Annotated in this window: 16 protein-coding genes; 11 read left to right on the forward strand and 5 right to left on the reverse strand. The window is 42.0% G+C overall.

Annotated elements, in window-relative coordinates; genetic code table 11:
- The first annotated feature begins 170 nt into the window (after window positions 1–170).
- From yghU to H4W00_RS08920, 5 genes are all read left to right on the forward strand, one after another.
- Complete coding sequence (yghU, locus tag H4W00_RS08900) at window positions 171–1,022, forward strand: glutathione-dependent disulfide-bond oxidoreductase (protein WP_209957371.1); 852 nt, start codon at window positions 171–173, stop codon at window positions 1,020–1,022.
- 282 nt (window positions 1,023–1,304) lie between these two features.
- The gene (locus H4W00_RS08905; RefSeq protein ID WP_209957374.1) at window positions 1,305–2,507 is read left to right on the forward strand and encodes a DUF1176 domain-containing protein; all 1,203 of its coding nucleotides are present in this window, start codon (window positions 1,305–1,307) and stop codon (window positions 2,505–2,507) included.
- Between the two features lie 591 nt (window positions 2,508–3,098).
- Window positions 3,099–4,778, forward strand: a complete 1,680-nt coding sequence (locus H4W00_RS08910; protein ID WP_209957376.1) for a DEAD/DEAH box helicase — start codon at window positions 3,099–3,101, stop codon at window positions 4,776–4,778.
- Window positions 4,779–5,272: 494 nt separating this feature from the next.
- Entirely contained in the window at window positions 5,273–6,517 is a 1,245-nt protein-coding gene (locus H4W00_RS08915) for a DUF819 family protein (RefSeq protein WP_209957378.1), read from the forward strand.
- A 150-nt stretch (window positions 6,518–6,667) separates the two neighbouring features.
- The gene (locus tag H4W00_RS08920) at window positions 6,668–6,967 is read left to right on the forward strand and encodes a hypothetical protein (protein ID WP_209957380.1); all 300 of its coding nucleotides are present in this window, start codon (window positions 6,668–6,670) and stop codon (window positions 6,965–6,967) included.
- Here the strand turns inward: H4W00_RS08920 and H4W00_RS08925 are convergent.
- The 3 genes from H4W00_RS08925 to H4W00_RS08935 all read right to left on the reverse strand — a co-directional run bounded on the left by H4W00_RS08925 (window position 6,935) and on the right by H4W00_RS08935 (window position 11,026).
- Complete coding sequence (locus H4W00_RS08925) at window positions 6,935–7,675, reverse strand: peptidase (protein ID WP_209957382.1); 741 nt, start codon at window positions 7,673–7,675, stop codon at window positions 6,935–6,937. The two genes, H4W00_RS08920 and H4W00_RS08925, sit on opposite strands and share 33 nt — an antisense overlap.
- Before the next feature lie 79 nt (window positions 7,676–7,754).
- Window positions 7,755–8,540, reverse strand: coding sequence for a transglutaminase family protein (locus tag H4W00_RS08930; RefSeq protein ID WP_209957385.1), 786 nt, complete (start codon window positions 8,538–8,540; stop codon window positions 7,755–7,757).
- 116 nt (window positions 8,541–8,656) lie between these two features.
- A complete protein-coding gene (locus H4W00_RS08935) occupies window positions 8,657–11,026 on the reverse strand; it encodes a circularly permuted type 2 ATP-grasp protein (protein WP_209957388.1) in 2,370 nt (789 codons plus the stop codon).
- A gap of 422 nt (window positions 11,027–11,448) precedes the next feature.
- Here H4W00_RS08935 and H4W00_RS08940 point away from each other — a divergent pair, with 422 nt between their 5' ends.
- Window positions 11,449–11,733, forward strand: coding sequence for a hypothetical protein (locus H4W00_RS08940; protein ID WP_209957390.1), 285 nt, complete (start codon window positions 11,449–11,451; stop codon window positions 11,731–11,733).
- Window positions 11,734–11,952: 219 nt separating this feature from the next.
- Window positions 11,953–12,708 (forward strand): zinc-dependent peptidase, encoded by a 756-nt coding sequence (locus H4W00_RS08945; RefSeq protein ID WP_209957392.1) that lies wholly within the window; start codon window positions 11,953–11,955, stop codon window positions 12,706–12,708.
- A gap of 143 nt (window positions 12,709–12,851) precedes the next feature.
- Here H4W00_RS08945 and H4W00_RS08950 read toward each other — a convergent pair whose 3' ends face one another.
- Complete coding sequence (locus H4W00_RS08950; protein WP_209957394.1) at window positions 12,852–13,226, reverse strand: hypothetical protein; 375 nt, start codon at window positions 13,224–13,226, stop codon at window positions 12,852–12,854.
- 444 nt (window positions 13,227–13,670) lie between these two features.
- Here H4W00_RS08950 and H4W00_RS08955 point away from each other — a divergent pair, with 444 nt between their 5' ends.
- Window positions 13,671–14,147, forward strand: a complete 477-nt coding sequence (locus H4W00_RS08955) for a hypothetical protein (RefSeq protein ID WP_209957396.1) — start codon at window positions 13,671–13,673, stop codon at window positions 14,145–14,147.
- A gap of 444 nt (window positions 14,148–14,591) precedes the next feature.
- On the opposite strand, the gene H4W00_RS08960 is transcribed toward H4W00_RS08955, so the two are convergent.
- Window positions 14,592–14,747: a helix-turn-helix domain-containing protein gene (locus H4W00_RS08960; protein WP_209957398.1), complete on the reverse strand. Its 156-nt coding sequence runs from the start codon at window positions 14,745–14,747 to the stop codon at window positions 14,592–14,594.
- Between the two features lie 199 nt (window positions 14,748–14,946).
- Between H4W00_RS08960 and H4W00_RS08965 the strand changes: the two genes are divergently transcribed.
- The 3 genes from H4W00_RS08965 (at window position 14,947) to H4W00_RS08975 (ending at window position 18,952) form a co-directional block, all read left to right on the forward strand.
- Window positions 14,947–15,624 (forward strand): glutathione S-transferase family protein, encoded by a 678-nt coding sequence (locus H4W00_RS08965; RefSeq protein WP_209957400.1) that lies wholly within the window; start codon window positions 14,947–14,949, stop codon window positions 15,622–15,624.
- Between the two features lie 78 nt (window positions 15,625–15,702).
- Entirely contained in the window at window positions 15,703–16,830 is a 1,128-nt protein-coding gene (locus H4W00_RS08970; protein WP_209957402.1) for a zinc-binding dehydrogenase, read from the forward strand.
- Window positions 16,831–17,671: 841 nt separating this feature from the next.
- Window positions 17,672–18,952 (forward strand): tyrosine-type recombinase/integrase, encoded by a 1,281-nt coding sequence (locus tag H4W00_RS08975; RefSeq protein WP_209957405.1) that lies wholly within the window; start codon window positions 17,672–17,674, stop codon window positions 18,950–18,952.
- The last annotated feature ends 251 nt before the right edge of the window (window positions 18,953–19,203 follow it).

Consider the following 19,203-nt stretch of genomic DNA (forward strand, 5'->3'; position numbering starts at 1 on the left):
TGTAACGCAGTGGGCTCAAAAAGTTGGTAAGAAAAGCGCCATTTAAAACCTAGATTACCGTCTGTTGTAAAACTCAGTTTAAAAATAGATACATTAATTACATGAGAGGGCTTTATGAAGTAGCTAACCGTTAACTATAGTAGGGTACCCATCAAGCTACAGGATATCTTATGAGTAATGATAGTAACCAAACGAATACCAGTGCACAGAATAATAACTATACGCCACCTAAAGTTTGGACCAATGATAAAGAAAATGGAGGCCAGTTCTCCAGTATCAATCGTCCAACGGCCGGTTCACGCCAACAGCAAGACTTGCCAGTAGGTGAGGCGCCGCTACAGCTTTATTCGTTGAATACGCCGAATGGCGTTAAGGTCAATATTCTACTAGAAGAGTTGGATGAACTTGGCATAAAAGAGGCGGCCTACGATGCCTACAAAATCGATATCTCTCAAGGCGATCAGTTTGGTTCAGACTTCGTTGCTATTAATCCTAATTCTAAAATTCCTGCACTAGTGGATCACTCTGAATCTGGCAAGCCTATCAGGCTTTTCGAGTCGGGTGCCATTTTATGGTACCTAGCTGAAAAATTTGGCAAATTTGTCCCCATGCATAATGAGTCACAAGGTGAGGCGCGGGCAGAATGCTTGTCTTGGTTTATGTGGCAGATGGGTAGTACGCCTTTCTTAGGTGGCGGATTTGGGCATTTTTATGCTTATGCACCCGAACCGATGGAATACCCTATCAATCGCTACGCTATGGAGACTAAACGTCAACTCGATGTATTAGATATCCATTTAAAAGATCATGAGTATATGTGTGGTAACGAGGAAACCGACTACAACATTGCTGACATCATTATTTGGGCATGGTATGGCCAGCTGGTACTTGGCAAACTTTATAATGCAGCTGAATTTTTACAGGTTGATAGTTATGAACATGTACAACGTTGGGCAAAAAAAATAGCTGAACGCCCAGCGGTAAAACGAGCCGCAGCATTAACGTTGAAACCCCTTGATTAATTGGCAACCAGTTAATAAACGTCGATAATAAAAGTAATACGAATAATAAGGTTAATAAGTAACTTACTTATTAACCTTCACTTTTATTAATTTTTATGGTGATTATATCCATATAAAAGAATATAAATTTACAAATTACGTCATTACTTACGTCATTACTTACATTGTTACTTATATAGCGGTACATGGCTTAGACAGATAGCTTACATAGGTAAGCTAAGATGGCTGCCTGCCATCATAAGGGGTAGACGTTCATATCTCTTCGATTAATGAGGATGTTTGATGATAAGAAAAAATGACTATAATAAGCTTGTAAAGGTACCGTTACTAACAAACGATAATAATGCTGACCACTATAATCATGTTGATAGCTGTTTTGATTTAAATAGTACACTAAAATCGATATTCAAAAATAAACTCCTGCTGCCTATTTTTACTGCGATGGGCATGTCTTTAATCAGCCCTATGAGTATTGCAGCGGCGCCTGTTGCGTTTAACTATCAAGACTGGCAAGTAGTCTGTGATAATACACGCACATGCCGGCTGGCTGGCTATCAGGCTGAGAATGACAGCGAATTTCCAGTATCTATATTATTGACGCGCCGCGCTGGTGTTAATGCTAGCGTAGACGGCAAAGTTAAACTTGGTGGCGCTAAAGAGAATTCATCAAAGGCCTTAATGCAATTGGGTAACCGCCACCGCATCTCGTTATTTATCAATGATAAAGATTTGGGAGAAACCAAGCCCTTCTCAGCAGCTGCCGGAGATGCAGATCTCACCACATCTCAAGTAGCCGCCCTGCTAGAAGCACTAACCAAATCCAGCAAGATCGAGCTGGTACTGCGTAATTCGCGTTGGCAACTGTCTGATAAAGGGGCAACCGCCGTGATGCTCAAAGCTGATGAAGCACAAGGTCGAGTAGGGACAGCAAGCGCCTTTGTCAACAACGAGAGCGGCCGTAAATCCAATAATGGCATACTAGCCTCTGAGCCTGCGCCGTCGCTACGTTTGGTAATACCCGATACTAAAGCAATATCGAGTAGTAATAAAAGTTTTAGCATGAAGTCCTCGCAGTTGTCTACACTGATGCAAGATACGATGAAAGACGCGAGTAGTGACTGCCCAAACTTGTTTGACAAGTCACCATGGCGTGTTAGCCGCCTAAATAACACCCAGTTATTAGCGCAGCATAGTTGCTGGACCGGTGCCTATAATACCGGTACGGGCGTATGGCTGTTGAACGACAGCAAGCCCCATAAACCAACACTGGTCACTAGCAGTGCAACAGACTACAGCAATGGTAAGATAAGCTCCGTACAAAAGGGGCGCGGGATTGGTGATTGTGTCTCTAGAACCGACTGGTTATGGACCGGCAACCGCTTCGTTAAGAGTCATGAAAGTACCACTGGACTTTGTCGTTTAATAGAAGCTGGCGGCGCGTGGCAGATGCCAACCTACGTCTCTGAAGTAACCACATCGCGTTAACTGACACTAACTTTATGGCAAACAAGTGTGGCGTCGCCATTATTTACCATTGTTAGAAAGTGATTATTAGCAGAAAATACCTGAAACTTTATAAAAAATTAGAAATTAAACACAGATAGCAATTTTGTTGTGCTATACTGCGTCGCCACGTTAGCTTCGACTGACGTGAATTATGAGATTGATAACATCGCCTGCGATTTTGGGTCTAGGATGACCGAGAGTAATTGTTGCCGATGATTTTGTGTACTTAAATAATCCTATTATTTTTGACTCATATCTTATCTACTGGCTCCATATATTATGGACTAGATTGGTTGTTGTTTGCATTTGTCAGCTTTAGATAAAGCACAGATAAATCGCCTATAACGGACAAGGATGAGACACTCGGCACTACCACCAAAATACGTCAGACAGCACGCAACGCCTTTTATAGAAGTGATACGCTCATGGTAGCTGAACTTCTGATTATCGATACTTTTTATTTATATTAAAGTTTGGTAATTGTTAATAATTAGGTAACGTGGTGAACGGTTATCAGTGGTATGCAACAAGCTTCTGAATGCACAGCAGCTTATACTACTAAGGCTACTCATGACTGACATCTTATCTACAATCGCATCACAAAACGGTATTATTCAAGATACTGAAAATAAAAACACCGATACCACTCAAAATACCAGTACTGACACTCAAGCGGCTACTACTGACGCTAATGAAGTCAGTTTTACTGACCTTAATATTGCCAAGCCCATTCTTAGCGCACTTGAGCGTAGTGGTTATACCAACCCTACTCCTATTCAAGCTCAAGCCATTCCTTTTGCTCTAGCCGGTCGTGACTTATTATTGTCAGCGCAAACGGGTAGTGGCAAAACAGCTGCTTTTGTCATTCCACTGCTCGATCGTTTAAGCCGTGCCACTAGCTTCGATAAATATACCAAAGCCCTTATCCTAACGCCAACGCGTGAACTTGCTCAGCAAGTACATGATAGTGTCCGTACTTATTCTAAAGACATGCGTGGTTTGTTCTGCGTGCCTCTAGTTGGCGGCGCACCATATAATGGTCAGATTACGGCTTTGAAAAAAGGCGTGCAAGTTATTGTAGCGACTCCTGGTCGTCTACTTGACCATATCAATGCTGGCCGTGTTGATTTGTCACAACTAGAAGTGTTGGTACTTGATGAAGCAGATCGCATGCTAGACATGGGTTTTGCTGATGACATCAGCGATATCTTAAAAGCTGCGCCTAGCGATCGTCAAACCATCATGTGTTCTGCAACTTGGGATGGTCCTGTTGGCAAGATTGCTGCAAACTTCACCAAGAACCCTGAACGCGTTGCGATCAAGGTAGAATCAGCACATATCGACGAAAAAGTCTATTACTGTGACGACTTTGATCATAAAAACAGAATTTTAGACAAAGTAGTTTGCCAACAAGATGTGGAACAAGTCATTATCTTTGCTGCCACCAAGCGTAGCACTGAAAAGCTTGCTAAATCGCTACAAGAAGACGGTCATAAAGCCAGCTTCCTACATGGTGATTTGCCACAAAGCAAACGTAACCGCATTGTCCAAGACCTACGTAATGGTAAATGCAAAATCCTAGTCGCTACTGACGTTGCCGCTCGTGGTCTTGACGTGCCAGCACTATCACATGTCATTAACTATGACTTGCCACGCCAAACTGAAGATTACGTGCATCGTATCGGTCGTTGTGGTCGTGCCGGTCGTACTGGTGTGGCCATCAGCTTATGTAGCATGGATGATCGTCCACAGCTAAACGCTATTAATCGTTATTTAGATCGCAAAATGGAAGTATGTGTCATTGAAGGCATGGAGCCTAAAAAGACTTATGTCCCAAGCGAAAATAAAGGCAACACACGCGGTCGTGGCCGTGGTCGCTCTAACGGCGGCGGTAACGGTCAAGGCCGTGGTCGTTCAGCGGGTGGTTATGCTGGCAAGCCTAGTGGCAATGGTCAAGGCCGTGGTCGTTCAAGCGATAGCAGCACTGGTACTGGTCAACGCGCCAGTAATGACAGCGGTTATCAAGGTAAGCCACGTGACTCATCTGGTAAGCCGAATGAGCGTTCAGGTGGCAAGCCGTATCAAGGCAAACGTGCTCCTAGCCGTGGTGACGGCGCAAGCGCCCCACGTGGTGAACGCGCTGCAACCGGTCGTGGTCGTCCAAGTGGCAGCCAAGGTCGTACTGGTTCAGGTTCAGGTAACAGTCAAGGCGGCCGTCCAACTGGCGGTAATCGCAACAAAAATTCATAATAAGCGATTGCTTAGCTACTAACATCAGTTTAGTGACTAAAAAATAGCTTATAAAATGAACAAAAAAAGCCAGATACTTGTTATCTGGCTTTTTTGTGTCTGTTAGGTCTAAAGGTATTATTATTTATGCCAGAGTTTTTTAAAACCCTTACTTGCGCGTAATTTTGGCCTTGTTTATACTGGCAACCCTTCATTAAGGTGCATCACACATAACACTGGTAGTAGGGTATTGAGCGCAAGTATAGTCAATGAAAAGTAATATCGATACATAACCTACTGCTGGCATACGTTTTTTTTGCTTGCTGTGCCTACGCAGACAGAGACTGCAAAAAGCTGATACCAGCAGTACCGTCGCGTTTTTAAGGTGTTTTAACTATAGTAGGGTATTGAGCGTAAATAGTAGCTCGCTTATCAAAGTAGGCTCAATAAACGAGTCTAATACCATATCAGGTCTGTAGTTATTCATTATACTTACAACGATTTGGAGTCATGAGATGCCTGTTATTTCTCATTTAGCTATTGATAGTCTACCAGTAGCGTTTGGCGTAATTATGGCCATTATTGGGTTGGTATTCTATACTCAAGGCTTACCTGGTAAGTTTTGGCGGCGTTTTTATGCCGTATTGCCGGGTATTGTACTGTGCTGCTTTATACCCGCAACGCTAAACAGCCTTGGGGTGTTCGCGGATGGTATCGGCTCGCAGATATATGGCTTTACCGCCACTTATCTACTGCCAGCAAGTTTGCTGCTTATGACCTTATCTATGGATGTACCTAAGATTTTAGGCCTAGGCTGGAAGGCCATTGCCATGTTTGTCGCCGCTAGTGTCGCGATTGTTATTAGTGGGCCTGTTAGTTTGGGGTTGGCTAAATGGGTATCACCAGAGATGTTTACTGATGATACGCTATGGCGCGGGTTTTCGGCAGTGGCCGGCAGCTGGATAGGCGGGGCTGCCAACCAAGCGGCCATGAAAGAGCTGTTTGGGGTCAGTGATGACTTGTTCGGCATGATGATTTTGGTTGATACCACCAATGCGTCATTGTGGCTGCTGGCAATATTAGTCATGGCCAAGCATAGCGATAAAATAGACCGATTTTTAAAGGCCGATACCAGCAGCATTGATAAAGTCATCAAAGCCGTTGAAAGCTATGAGCGTGATCATGCACGTCCGGCGACCTTAAACGATTTGATGGTGATGTTTGGGCTGTGTTTTGCGATGGTAGGATTGGCACATTTTGCCGGCGGACAGATTGCTGGACTTTTTGCGCCCTATGATTGGGCAGTGCAATATAGCTTTGCCAGCTCCTTCTTTTGGATGGTAGTGATTGTCACTTTATTAGGTGTGGGCTTTTCGTTTACTAAGATACGTCGTCTGGATCACGTGGGTGCGTCCAAAATCGGTACGGTATTTATTTTTATTTTGATTGCCGCTATCGGTATGCAGATTAATTTGGCGGGTATCGTCTCACAGTGGCGACTTTTGCTAATTGGCTTGGTATGGATGAGCATTCATATAGTGATTATATTTATAGTCGCAAGGATTATTCGTGCACCTTTCTTCTTCTTAGCGGTCGGCTCTAATGCCAATACTGGCGGCGCATCCTCAGCACCGATTGTTGCCACTGCTTTTCATCCTTCGCTGGCACCAGTTGGGGTGTTTTTGGGGATTCTAGGTTATGCGATGGGCACGATAGGCGGTTATATCAGCACTCAGTTGATGCGTTTAGTCGTGACTTAACCTGAATAAAATAGCACAAGCAACGCGCTATAAATATCGTCCAAAACCTTGAAATAGCTACGGTGTCAACTGCGCTTAATGTCATGTACTATCTATAGAGCTAAGCAATAGTCGGTCAATACCAACTCTGTATAAATAGGGGGTGAATAAATGAAAGTTACTGAAAATGATAAAACTGCTGAAAACTCGAAAATAGAGATATATAAGTTAGCAGATGGGCGGTCTGATATCCGTGTACATATCGAAAATGACAGTGTTTGGCTAAACCGTCAGCAGCTATCTGAGTTGTTTGACCGTGATGTAAAAACGCTGGGTAAGCACATTAATAATGTGTTTAAAGAAGGAGAGCTAGATAAAGAAGCAGTTGTCGCAAAGGCGTGCAGCCATGATCTACATTACTTCGCTCTCAAAAGTCATCTATTCCCAATAGCCATCAGGGCACTTGGGTAATTCAATTAAAGTGCGACGTAGCGCCTCTGACCACTGATGACGAATGGTATTAAAGTACTCATCACGCTCATCGACACGGCGGCCATTAGGTAGGGTTAAACTGTCATTTTGATAAAGCACAAAATCTATCGGCATACCTACTGATAGGTTTGAGTGAATCGTAGAGTCAAATGACAGCATCAACGCGCGCGCAGCATGCCTGACCTCAGTATTATAGTTGACAGAACGATCAAGAATAGGCTTGCCATATTTGCTCTCGCCCAACTGAAAAAACGGCGTATCTTCAGTGGCTTTGATACAGTTACCCTCAGGGTAAATCATATACAGCTCAGGCGGTTGGCCTTTTATTTGGCCGCCGAGCATAAACGAGCTGGTAAAGGAGCCGTCGACATCAGTATTAGCGACCGATTTTGCATGGTTCATCTTTTCACGCATACATTCGCCAACCATTTGCGCGGCGTCAAATAAGGTCAATACGGTATTGAGGTTGCTCTCTGTACGCTGGTCAATATCGTTCTGTAATTTAGTGAACACCGCCTGCGAAGTGGCCAAGCTACCGGCAGTTTGTAAGACTATAAAGCGCTCGCCCTCGATACCATATTGATACAGCTTTCTAAATGTCGATATGTGATCAACACCAGCATTAGTACGGGTGTCACTAGCAAAGACCATACCGTCTTTTAGACGAATAGCCGCACAATAAGTCATAACGTATCCTTAAGGAAGATAAGATTAATAAACAACAACATATCTGATACTCAAGTATCTGGCACTAGAACATCCGGACCTATGATAATCGTGTGACTAGCACTTGACTGTAAAGATTTTCATAACCGCCGCCCATTCTGACACCACGTACCGGTGCGGTATCCAAATAATCGCGTCCAATGGCCACATAGACATGCGAGTTTGGTTGAAATGCCTGATTGGAGATATCAAAAGTATACCAGTAGCCCTCTAACCAAGCTTCTGCCCACGCATGACTGGCCATATGGTTTTCGGAATCATCATATAGATACCCCGACACATAGCGTGCTGGAATCTGCTGATCTCGTAAGAGACTCAAAAACACATGCGTATGGTCTTGGCACACGCCAGCACTTGTCTCAAAAGATTCAGCAGCGGTTGTACCCACATTAGTCACATCTTTAACAAAAGGCATTTTCATGATAAGTGCATTAGCCATCGCTTTTAGGCTGTCATGGGTGTGGTCTTTTAGATAAGGCGCTGCAAATTCACGCATTGCCTCTGAGCATTTGGTCAAGGGAGTTTGTACGGTGAATAACAAGTAGGGGACGTTGTCCATATCCTCTAATCGCTCGGTATCGGTATTAATCTCAACGATACCTGAAGCCTGCATTTGTAAGTTGTTATGCGCCTCGTTGCGGCTGAGGGTTAGCCAATCGTTGCCGAAACCGTCTTTTTGATTGGTGGCTACCTTAGGCAGCATAACATCCCACCGATGAATAATTTGGTGCGGTAGTTGCATGGGGGTCATACGAATATACTGTACACTGCGCTGCGCCAACTCATCATAATAGTAATTAGTTTGGTGGCTGATTTGAAGTTTCATAATATCATCCTTTTATCGTAGCCATTGTTTGGTCTGCTATCCGAGCTATTTATATTGTCTGGTCGAACATTCTAATGTCTAGTGTTCATCACGGGACATCTATGATCTATCTTCTGCTAAACACCTTGCCGCAATATAATATTAAACTCTTGGCTTATAAGCTTAAAGTCACTAAACCGCTTTGATCTGATCATCTGGTTGGTCAGGCGCGTCAGCTCACGCCAGCGTGTATTCTCTGGTAGCTCATTAATCCAATGTTTAAATTCAAGACTGGCTGCCATTGAGTCCTCATTTAATAAAACAGCACGCTCCAACTGCTCAAAGTGTCGTCCTAACTGCCAAAAACAAGTAACCGTGGCATGCTCTTGTTTCATAGCGGCATTACACGCATAAAGTTGCAAGGTGGCCGCCCGATAAGTGCCCGCACTTGAAAGTCTTTTAATTAGGTTGTACAGCTCAGCGGTGTCTTTGCCGATCACGCCCTTAGCCTCTTGAACATTGGTCTCAATCGACTGGACCACATTGGGTATTATTTTTTGTTCCAAATCAGTCATCATCTGCGCTTTCATCACTTTTAATGATTCATTTGCATCCGCCTCAAAGCCCAAACGGCTTATTAGATGCTGTACTTGTGACTTTTTGAGATCGCCTTTGATCAGCTGTTTCAGTATGCTGTCGTAATAATAGAGCCGCTCACTATATCTACCCAGCCAGATTAGATGACTGGCGGTGGATAATAGCAGTATCATCGAGGCATCACCCAAATGCTCATACCCAGCCTCTATAGGCTGTACACGATCATAGTAGTTGGCGTGATCAGTGGCACCATTCTCTAGTGATGAATGGTTATGTGGCGGTGCTTTGGCAGACGCTGACAAGGCATTATTTGAATTAACAGTGTCTAAATTACTGTCATCAATGACCCAGGTGTCTTTGATACCGCCACCTTGGGAGGAGTTGACCACCAAGGAGCCTTCAACCATTGCCACCCGAGTTAAGCCGCCAGGCACAATATCTACTGAGCCGTCACCATGACTGAGTATGAATGGGCGCAGGTCGATGTGACGCGGCGCGATACCATCAGCGACAGCGGTAGGGTTAGTGGAGAGTGAGATGGTCGGTTGGGCAATAAAACCAGATGGATTGTCAAGTAAACGCTTACGATAATCGCTGATTTCTTGTTTGGTAGAAGTGGGTCCAATCAACATCCCGTAGCCACCTGAGCCTTGGGTTTCTTTGACCACCAGCTTGTCTAGGTTATCGAGAACGTAGCTCAACTCATCAGGCTTGCGACATTGATAAGTTTCGATATTAGGTAAAATAGGGTCTTCATCTAAATAAAACTTAATCATGTCAGGGACGAATGGATATAGGCTTTTGTCATCTGCGACGCCAGTGCCCGGAGCATTGACGATAACCACATTTCCGGCTCGATAAGCACTCATTAGCCCTGACACACCCAATATAGAACTGGATTGGAACGCTAGTGGGTCAATATAAGGATCATCAATGCGCCGATAAATAACATCGACCTGAACTTTACCGCGAATACCTTGCATGTAGACTTTGCTGTTTTCAACCACCAAGTCATAGCCATGTACCAGCGGTACATTCATCTCGTGCGCTAAAAAGGCATGCTCATAATAAGCACTGTTAAAACGCCCTGGAGTCAAGATTGCAATTTGTGGGTCATACTTACTGGTTGAGCTGACGAGGCATTTTTTGAGACGCGTTGGGTAATCACTGATACCCAAAATAGGGGTATGGGTAAACATATCAGACAATAATGTCTCTGATATATTGCGGCTCTCAAGCATGTAAGAGACACCAGAAGGGGTGCGTAAATTGTCTTCTAATACACAGAATCTACCAGTCTCATCACGAATCAAATCGATACCGCTAATATGTGAGTAGATAGGCTTGTCCAGCTCAATGCCCATCATCCAAGGCTCATAGCAGCCGCTGGCATAGACGTAGCTGGCTGGCACGATACCAGCTTTCATAATAGCTTGGTCATGGTAGATGTCATGAAGAAAAGCATTTAGTGCAGTGATTCGCTGCTTACAACCCTTTTCTATCAGTTGCCATTCGCTAGCAGCAATGATCCGTGGAATAATATCAAACGGTATCATACGCTCGATATTTTTAGCATCGCTATAGACGGTAAAAGTGACGCCTTTGCGGTAAAAGATGTTTTCTGCTTGTTCGTTTAGATGGTTGAGGGCATCAATATTGATGTTGTCTAACCAGTTGCCAACCATTTGAGCCACGGGTCGATATTGACCTTTGGCGGTTTGCAACTCATCAAAGCTTGGCAGCTTTTTTATATTTTTTTGCGGGGCGTCTTTTGCAGTGGACTTGATAGCATCTGTGGCTGTATGTTTAGTTTGTCCTTGAGCCTGATTTTGGCTTTGGCCACCATTTTTATTGTCATTTTGAGTCTGATTCTGGGACTGACTTTGAGACTGGGCTGATTTCTGATTCATAAATACCTCACGCATCCTTGGTAAAGTTATTGATTATAATTATCAGACTGACCTTATTATAAGGTAGGCAATACCTCCAATGTATAGCCTATGTCTGAAATAAACTATACATCGTCTATAGTGTCCTTCACAACAAGCTTTAGGTAATAGGTTCTGATAAACTGAGAATAAGCGGTTAAAGGTAAGCTGATGCTTTTTAAGAATCGCAGTAGGTGAAGGTGTAGAATAGGGTCATCACGCTGTGGTACATTTAGATTAATTTAAATCAGTCACTTGGCTGGAAGCTTTGGCTTCTTGGTTATAATATTAATCTTCTTCAAACAATAAGAATACATTTCATTGATTGCGGCAACCCTGACTTTTTAATCAGCAAAAAAGACATTCCTATCGGCTTTATAGAAGCCAAAGACTTGGGCAAAGATTTGCGCGCCAGACCATATAAAGAGCAATTCGACCGCTATAAGGCGGTACTAGACAATCTAATCATCACCGACTACTTGCACTTCGAATTTTATGTCAATGGCGAACGCGTTCATGAGGTGTGCGTCGGTGAGTTAGTTGCTGGCGTGGTCACATCTTATGACAGTGAATTTGCGCGCTTAGTTGAGCTACTACGCGATTTTTGTGTTTACGGTGGTCAGACCATCAAGTCTGCTCAAAGATATCAAACACTATATGAATATTATCGCTGTACTGAGTCTAACTGATAAGATTATGCAGCAGATTGATGAGATAAAGATTGTTTAGATAGCTGATTATATTGTATTTTAAGACATGTGTTTTAAGCAATTGGGTAGGGTACGCCCTACGTAGCATTATAATATACACAGTTATAAAATAGGTGTGCTGGGCGCTCTCTACGTATAGCGTTGCAACAGCAGCAAAAAATGCGATCTAAACGTCAATATTAGAGGAAAAATAGACTAATGTTCAGCATGATAAAAGACTGGCGCGAGCAGCGTGTATTGGACAACAGTGAATTTACCAATGCCGACTGGATGCAAGCTGCCAAGCGCATTGTGATACTGGATAGGCTGAACGAGGAAGAGATGAGCCGGCTGTTTGAGTTGGCAACCTTGTTTTTGGATGATAAGTCGATCACCGGTGCTCAGGGCTTTGAGATTACAGATAAAGTAAGACAGTCCATTGCCTTGCAAGCCTGTCTACCTATCTTGAATCTAAGCCTTGAATGGTACGTTGGCTGGTCATCGATTATCATCTATCCTGGTTCATACACCAGCGAAAGCAGCACCGTAGACGAGTTCGGTATCGTCCATGAGGGTCACCAACATCGTAGCGGTGAAGCCTGGGTTCGAGGCCCTGTTATTCTGTCATGGAAGGATGCTAAACATTCAGGCGAGCGTGATGGCCACAATGTCGTCATTCACGAGTTTGTACACAAACTAGACATGCTAAATGGACGAGCCAACGGCTTTCCACCGCTACAACCTGACATGGATCCTGCTAGATGGACTGAGATTATGACGCGAGATTTTGAAGACTTTCAAAAGCGCCGAAAATCAGGATTGAATCGTTATGGCACTACCAATCCGGCTGAGTTTTTTGCGGTTCTTAGTGAAGTGTTCTTTGAGACTCCTCAAAAATTGGTTGATGCTTATCCTGAGATTTACGATATTATGGTCAAATTTTTTATTCAGAATCCGCTAAGACCGAGATCGTAAGTTTATGATCTAGGTTTCATAAGGTGTGTTAGCACAGCCTATATCAAATACATATATATAGTCAGTTCACAATAAAAAAAGTTGTGTATAGCAATCAGATAACGCTGACCTTGATAGTCATTAAATGCTAAGAGCACTCCACGTCAGTCTATACCCACATACTCATCACTGCCTTTATAATAAAAATCAACGACATCCGATTTTTGATAGATATCTTTGACGTTATTAATCATATTACCTCTAGATGCAAAGGTATTGACCGTTATATAAGCATCATTATAGTTACCACCATCAACCCAAGACTCTAAGTATGTTGGTAACGGAACGATTAATAGCTCGCCAGTACCATGCAAGTCACCCCAAGTGAAGCGGGTTTTTGACTGTTGCAGATATTGTACGAATTGGGCACAGCTAAAGGTCTTATCAACTTCTGGGCGTATATAAGCATACATCGAAAATCGTACGCCACGGGTCGGATGAATATCATCAACAATGCTGGCATAGTTGTTATTAGCCAATGTGCGCTGAATACGTAATGCTTGCTGGGTAAGCGATTGCTGTGTTGGCTGTGTATTTTCTGGAGTAGGTGGGTCGTTGTTTTGATTGCTACTCTGAGTGTTGTTTCTAGCAGTCGGTATAATAAGTTTCAGCTAGAGACTGACAGCCAGTGGCTGCGAGCAGGAACTCTAAACAGCTACTAGTTACTAGTGAAATAACATTGCCATAAGATCGCCCTTACCGCAGAAATAGAAAAGCAAATGTTGAGTTAACTATATTAAATATCATTATAAAAATAATTTACGAATATTTATAATAGAGCCATGTAGACTATTGTTTTTAGCCCTTAAATTGATCTCATACGATAATGCAGAAAATTTATGAGGTAGACACGGTGCAATAAGTAATATTAATCATAAGGTTAGATCTTGATAGCCTATAACTGAGGGTCTATAGAGGTTACTATGCAAAAGTTGGGATTGCTGACACTGACACTAATAATGGGACTGGTGGCTATAAGTACCGCCACAGCAAATATAGCTGAGCCGTCGCAGCCAAATTCCGCCATAAAAGAGGCTACTATCACAAAAATGTACGAACAGGATGTCATTAATCAAGGAATGGATGATCCTGTGGTGCTGCAGCAATACGGCAGTCAAGAGCTACAAGCGGCTATGAAACTTGAGCGAGATTACTTCGATAGAGAGCAAATGTCCTGTCATATCGGTTATGACGTTTTATGGGATTCGCAAGATCCTAATTATGAGCAAGATAAGCAGTTTTCAGTGACTGAGCAAGGATTGGTTAAAGTCAGCTTGGCACAAGGCAGCGACGTATATTATGAGTTATCCTGTGATAATTCTAATTACCAAGTGACAGATGTTATTTTGGATGACCAAGGCAATTCATTAAAAGATTATTTAAAGGAGGCTTGTGGTTAATAAAAAGCGTTTATTAAACAAAGTGCTGAGTAAGTTATTAGCCAAGGTGACTGTCAGTTTTAGTTAGATGGCTGTTAGCAATCAATCGAAACTGGTTTCTTATATTTGACAGCCCATAGTGATAAGTATTTTTGAAGTTTTCAAAAAATATAGTACGAATAATTTAGTCGTGAAATAAATTTAGAAAAGCTATATCTTAAAGGCCATTGCATAACATATAAGTTAATGAATTCGTGACAGTAATTAATTTTAGCAATTCCCTCAGACCGTTGGTTTGTTTTCGTATAATGTATATTATGTTAAATGAATTCTGTTTTGTGACTTTGTCTTTTAGCGCTCATAGGTTGCTTTTATTCTTTCGGCTAAAAAATATCCTGCTGCTTTTACTTTGGGCACTGAATAACGCTGTTTTTGATAAATCAAATAAACCGCCATATCAGAGTTCTAAGTGATTGTTAATTTATGCTCAAATAGAACAATCTGGGGATACAACGTACCAAACTCATCCAATAATGGCACATCAAATACCTTTGCTGCTTTAGTAAAACCCCCTGTTCCGACGACTTTACTAAAATAACGTATTGCACGTAGTTGATCCAATTCCTGTCTCCATTCGATGAATATTCAATAACTACTATATAAACATCAATCTTTAAGTATTTTGGCTTTATTATTATCTTAACAAAACAGTAATTCACGATTTACGCCATATATCACCCTATTAAAAACAGTAATAATGTGTTTAGCTTGAGCATTGTAAATAAAAACCACCTTCACATTAACGATGGACAACTAACTTATGATTACTTTGCATGGCTTCGCCGCAAGCAACTATTACAACATAGTAAAATATGTACTTCTATATAAAGAATTGCCATTTCAAGAAAACTTGCTTTACGGCGGCAGTGACGAATTACTGACAGTCAGTCCTGTTGGCAAAGTACCTGCTATCGTAACGCCCGAAGGCTTTAATATTTCAGAATCGAGTGTTATTTGTGACTTTCTTGAAGAGACCTACCCTGCCATACCGCTCTATCCTGAATCTGCAACAGAGCGTGCGGTTGTCCGTCAAATTATGAAAATATCAGAGCTTTATTTTGAATTGCCAAGCCGCCGACTGATTCCTTATGTGCTTTCAGGCACCAACGCTCCTGATGCCGTCAAAGAAGAAGTACACCAAGTATTGATCCGCGGTATTACTGCCTTAAATCGCTTATGTCAATTTTCACCCTGGATTGCAGGCGAACAGTTCACAATGGCTGACATCTATGTTCATTATGTCAGCACAATCGTCAGCGCCTTTGCCACAACCCAACTTGACTGGGATGTGCTGGCAGAGATACCTGGCATGAAAGAATGGAACGACGCTATGAGTCAATCTGACATTGCCCAGACAATAGAGGCAGATCGCTTGGCAAATATGCCTGAGTTTATGCAACATGTGAAGACTCAGATACAATCTGCCCAGTCTAGATAATGCAGCTAAGAATAAAATACGACTCATAACATAATAATGGTAATGCAACACCTTTCACTATCTATAGGAGCAACAATTATGACCGATAAAAATATCCAACTGGTTTCAACGATCAGTGACAACAACAAATTAATGCTTACCTTACAAGAGATCAAGATGCCGCAACCTAGTGCCGATGAAGTTGTCGTTCGCATTGAAGCAGCACCATTGAATCCATCTGACTTTGGGGTGATGTTTAGCGCCGCTGACATGTCAACCGCCGTACAATCAGGCACCGACCAAAACCCTGTCATTACCGCTGATGTTCCTGCCAAGTTCATGCCAGCACTTAAAACGCGTGTTGGCAAAGACACACCCGTGGGTAACGAAGGTGCTGGCACCGTTGTCGCAGCAGGCTCATCACCAGCCGCACAAGCACTAATGGGTAAAATGGTTGCTGTGATTGGCGGCGGTACTTATCGTCAATATCACTGTGTCAATGTAAAAAGTTGCCTAGAGTTAAAAGAAGGCACGTCAGCTAAAGAAGCTGCTTCGTCTTTTGTGAATCCACTTACCGCATTAGCAATGGTCGAAACCATGCGTGCTGATGGTCATAAAGCCATAATTCATGCGGCAGCAGCATCTAGCCTTGGTCAAATGCTCAACCGTATTTGTATGGCTGATGGTATTGATTTGATCAATATCGTACGTAAAAAAGAACAAGAAAAACTATTACGTGATATGGGTGCAAAATATGTGGTCAACTCAAGCAGCGATACATTCATTGCAGACTTAACGGCAGCGATTATCGAAACAGGTGCCACTATTTCATTCGACCCCATTGGTGGTGGTCAATTATCCAGCGATATTATAAATTGTATGGAAGCAGCTATAATCTGTGACGTAGAAGAATACAGCGTTTACGGCTCAGACACTTTTAAACAAGCGTATATTTATGGTGCATTGAACCGTGGCCCTATTACCCTAAATCGTAACTTTGGTTTTGCTTGGGGTGTCAATGGATTCTTATTATTCAATGTGCTCACCAAGCTGGGCACCAAAACGGTCATGTCGATGCGTCAACGTGTGGCGGAGGAAATCACCACCACATTTGCAAGCAGCTATACGCATGAAGTGACACTACAAGAAGCTTTGCAATTACAGTCAATCGCTGCTTATGGTAAACAAGCAACTGGTGAAAAATACTTAATCACACCTCAAGGCTGATAGTTCCTTGAAGAATGGCTTTTAAATAAAAAAGCAGATATCGATTGTGATATCTGCTTTTTTTTGTGTTTGCTATAGGAAGTGATATTTCAAAAGGATATAACCTTACTTGCTCCTTTCTATGTATTACCGAACTTTAATTCGAGCATAAGTAAATATGGTTTAAAAAGTTAAGTAAGGTTTAGTGTGTTTAACTTAATAGTGAAAGTTACCCCCTATGGTAGGATGGTTATCACCCCTAAAAAAACAATCCAAATGGTGGCATTAAGGACACATCATGCCATGCCATTCCATTCGATGCTCTATTTGAGATCTTAAAATCTTGATCAAAATAATTCTTAGTACACAATTGCGTTTCGATAAAATAGAGACAATTAGAACTAAAAATATCTCATAAAATCGCCACCCGCTAAATTTGCACAGAACAGTACTATCACCCTGATTAAATGATTCTGTGCGAGTACAAGAGCATGGATTTTGCTCAAATCTGCTCAATCATTCTTTTAACGAACGCAGAGCTTGATAGACCTCCTAATATCTCTGGTGTTAATCAAGAATAATGCTACGCACCTCAAGTAAAATATAGCTTACTCCCTACTCATTCATTATACTAAAATCATCCCCAAGTGGACCTTGGGGATGATTCGTTCTATAAACCCTTTATTTATTAGGTTTGTCAGATATAGACACATAAACAGTGTCCATATTAGTGTCCAATTATATTTTTAGTTTATATATAGAATGTTTTTCATAAATCATAGTCATTTTGGCAAGCATAGCCCCAAGTTAATATATAAGTATTCTTAATTCATCTCACTTATAATGTCCATGGATATACGTAATGACTGTCAACAGTATAAATGATATCAATAAACTTGAATTCCGAGATAAAGATTATTCAGTCAGTATTTCAGGCATCTCTGGTTTAAGTGTTCGTATCTACCCAAATGGCAAAAAAGAATACTACCTTCGTTATTCTCATCCAAACATTGACGGTAAGCGACCTAGAATGATGCTTGGCAAGATCGATGAGATTAGTTTGTATGAGGTTAAGTATAAAGCAGAGTCCATACTTAACCTGGTCTCAAAGGGTACTGATCCCAAGGCCCTACACCAACAAGAACAAGTCAATAAATACGCCCATCTAAAAAATGCCACGTTTGCTGAGGTTGCGCAAGCCTGGAGAAATAACAAGATAGCGAGTCGCCATCAAGGTAAATCTAAAAATGTCTCGTTCAGTGCGTCGACCCTCAAATTTTGGGATTTGTGTCTAGGATATATGTGTCGTGAAATTGGCGACTTAAGAATGAATGATATTACTAGCGAGATTATACTGAATGTATGTGAGACTATTCAAAATAATGAAAACCAAGCGACCTTCGTTGGCGCAAGTACCCGACTTTATACTGAAAAAGTATTTTCATTCGCTGTAGCGCGAGGATTATGTAATAAAAATGTGGCTATTGATACGCGCGGTGAGCTTGCGCCTGCCAATTCAGGCAATCATTTACCCGCCATTACTAAACCTGACCAGTTTGCGACCCTATTAAACGATATGTCCGCATTCAAAAACGCGAGCAAGATTACGCTAGAAGCAATGAATTTGCTCCCTTATATGTTTGTACGTAGTATCGATTTGCGGTCTATGCGCTGGCAGGATATAGATTGGGATAATAAACTATGGGAGTTCTCCCCTACTAAAGGCGAAGGTCGTGAAGATATGGTATCGCACTTGGTTGTACCACTGGCCACTCAGGTAATTGCGCGTTTACGAGCAATGCAATCAGTCACAGGTCATAAAGAGCATGTATTTGCATCGATGCGCGCATCAAGGAATTCTTATATTAGTAAAGCAACACTAGTGCAGATATTTCATAGACTTGGATACAAAGACGTGCAGTGTGCCCATGGATTTCGGGCATCAGCCAAAACCTTACTCATGGAACAATCTGAATTACGCTATTCGGACATCGTAACAGAGTTACAGCTAGGTCATAGAATAAAAGACACGCATGGTGGTGCTTACAACAGACTGGATGAAATAGATACTAGAGTACAAATGATGCAGGATTGGGCAGACTATATAGATGAGCTCCGAAATTATTCTAAAAAATCACCATAGTGTTTAGCAAAAAACACCAATGCGTTGTGGGCACTCAGTGATCAATTCAATCATTCTCAATTAACTTTAAGTTAGCATTTTTATTATTACTTAGATTGACATATGAAGTGCAGTTTCAAAAAGAAGGGGGAAAATAGGCCTAGATACGCTAGCATTAAAGCTATTACTCACTGATTTAGCGTACGTCATAACAGCTCTGCTATTAGTAATGCATAGCGCTATTACGACGTACACAGATTTTGGCAATAGTC

Origin of the sequence: Psychrobacter sp. PL19 (assembly GCF_017875835.1) — a bacterium.
In the GTDB taxonomy this organism is placed as follows: Bacteria; Pseudomonadota; Gammaproteobacteria; order Pseudomonadales; family Moraxellaceae; genus Psychrobacter.

What these genes read in the sequence shown, in the direction of transcription:
- yghU (WP_209957371.1), top strand. Translation starts at nt 171, where the DNA reads ATGAGTAATGATAGTAACCAAACGAATACCAGTGCACAGAATAATAAC.
- H4W00_RS08905 (WP_209957374.1), top strand. Translation starts at nt 1,305, where the DNA reads ATGATAAGAAAAAATGACTATAATAAGCTTGTAAAGGTACCGTTACTA.
- H4W00_RS08910 (WP_209957376.1), top strand. Translation starts at nt 3,099, where the DNA reads ATGACTGACATCTTATCTACAATCGCATCACAAAACGGTATTATTCAA.
- H4W00_RS08915 (WP_209957378.1), top strand. Translation starts at nt 5,273, where the DNA reads ATGCCTGTTATTTCTCATTTAGCTATTGATAGTCTACCAGTAGCGTTT.
- H4W00_RS08920 (WP_209957380.1), top strand. Translation starts at nt 6,668, where the DNA reads ATGAAAGTTACTGAAAATGATAAAACTGCTGAAAACTCGAAAATAGAG.
- H4W00_RS08925 (WP_209957382.1), bottom strand. Translation starts at nt 7,675, where the DNA reads ATGACTTATTGTGCGGCTATTCGTCTAAAAGACGGTATGGTCTTTGCT.
- H4W00_RS08930 (WP_209957385.1), bottom strand. Translation starts at nt 8,540, where the DNA reads ATGAAACTTCAAATCAGCCACCAAACTAATTACTATTATGATGAGTTG.
- H4W00_RS08935 (WP_209957388.1), bottom strand. Translation starts at nt 11,026, where the DNA reads ATGAATCAGAAATCAGCCCAGTCTCAAAGTCAGTCCCAGAATCAGACT.
- H4W00_RS08945 (WP_209957392.1), top strand. Translation starts at nt 11,953, where the DNA reads ATGTTCAGCATGATAAAAGACTGGCGCGAGCAGCGTGTATTGGACAAC.
- H4W00_RS08955 (WP_209957396.1), top strand. Translation starts at nt 13,671, where the DNA reads ATGCAAAAGTTGGGATTGCTGACACTGACACTAATAATGGGACTGGTG.
- H4W00_RS08965 (WP_209957400.1), top strand. Translation starts at nt 14,947, where the DNA reads ATGATTACTTTGCATGGCTTCGCCGCAAGCAACTATTACAACATAGTA.
- H4W00_RS08970 (WP_209957402.1), top strand. Translation starts at nt 15,703, where the DNA reads ATGACCGATAAAAATATCCAACTGGTTTCAACGATCAGTGACAACAAC.
- H4W00_RS08975 (WP_209957405.1), top strand. Translation starts at nt 17,672, where the DNA reads ATGACTGTCAACAGTATAAATGATATCAATAAACTTGAATTCCGAGAT.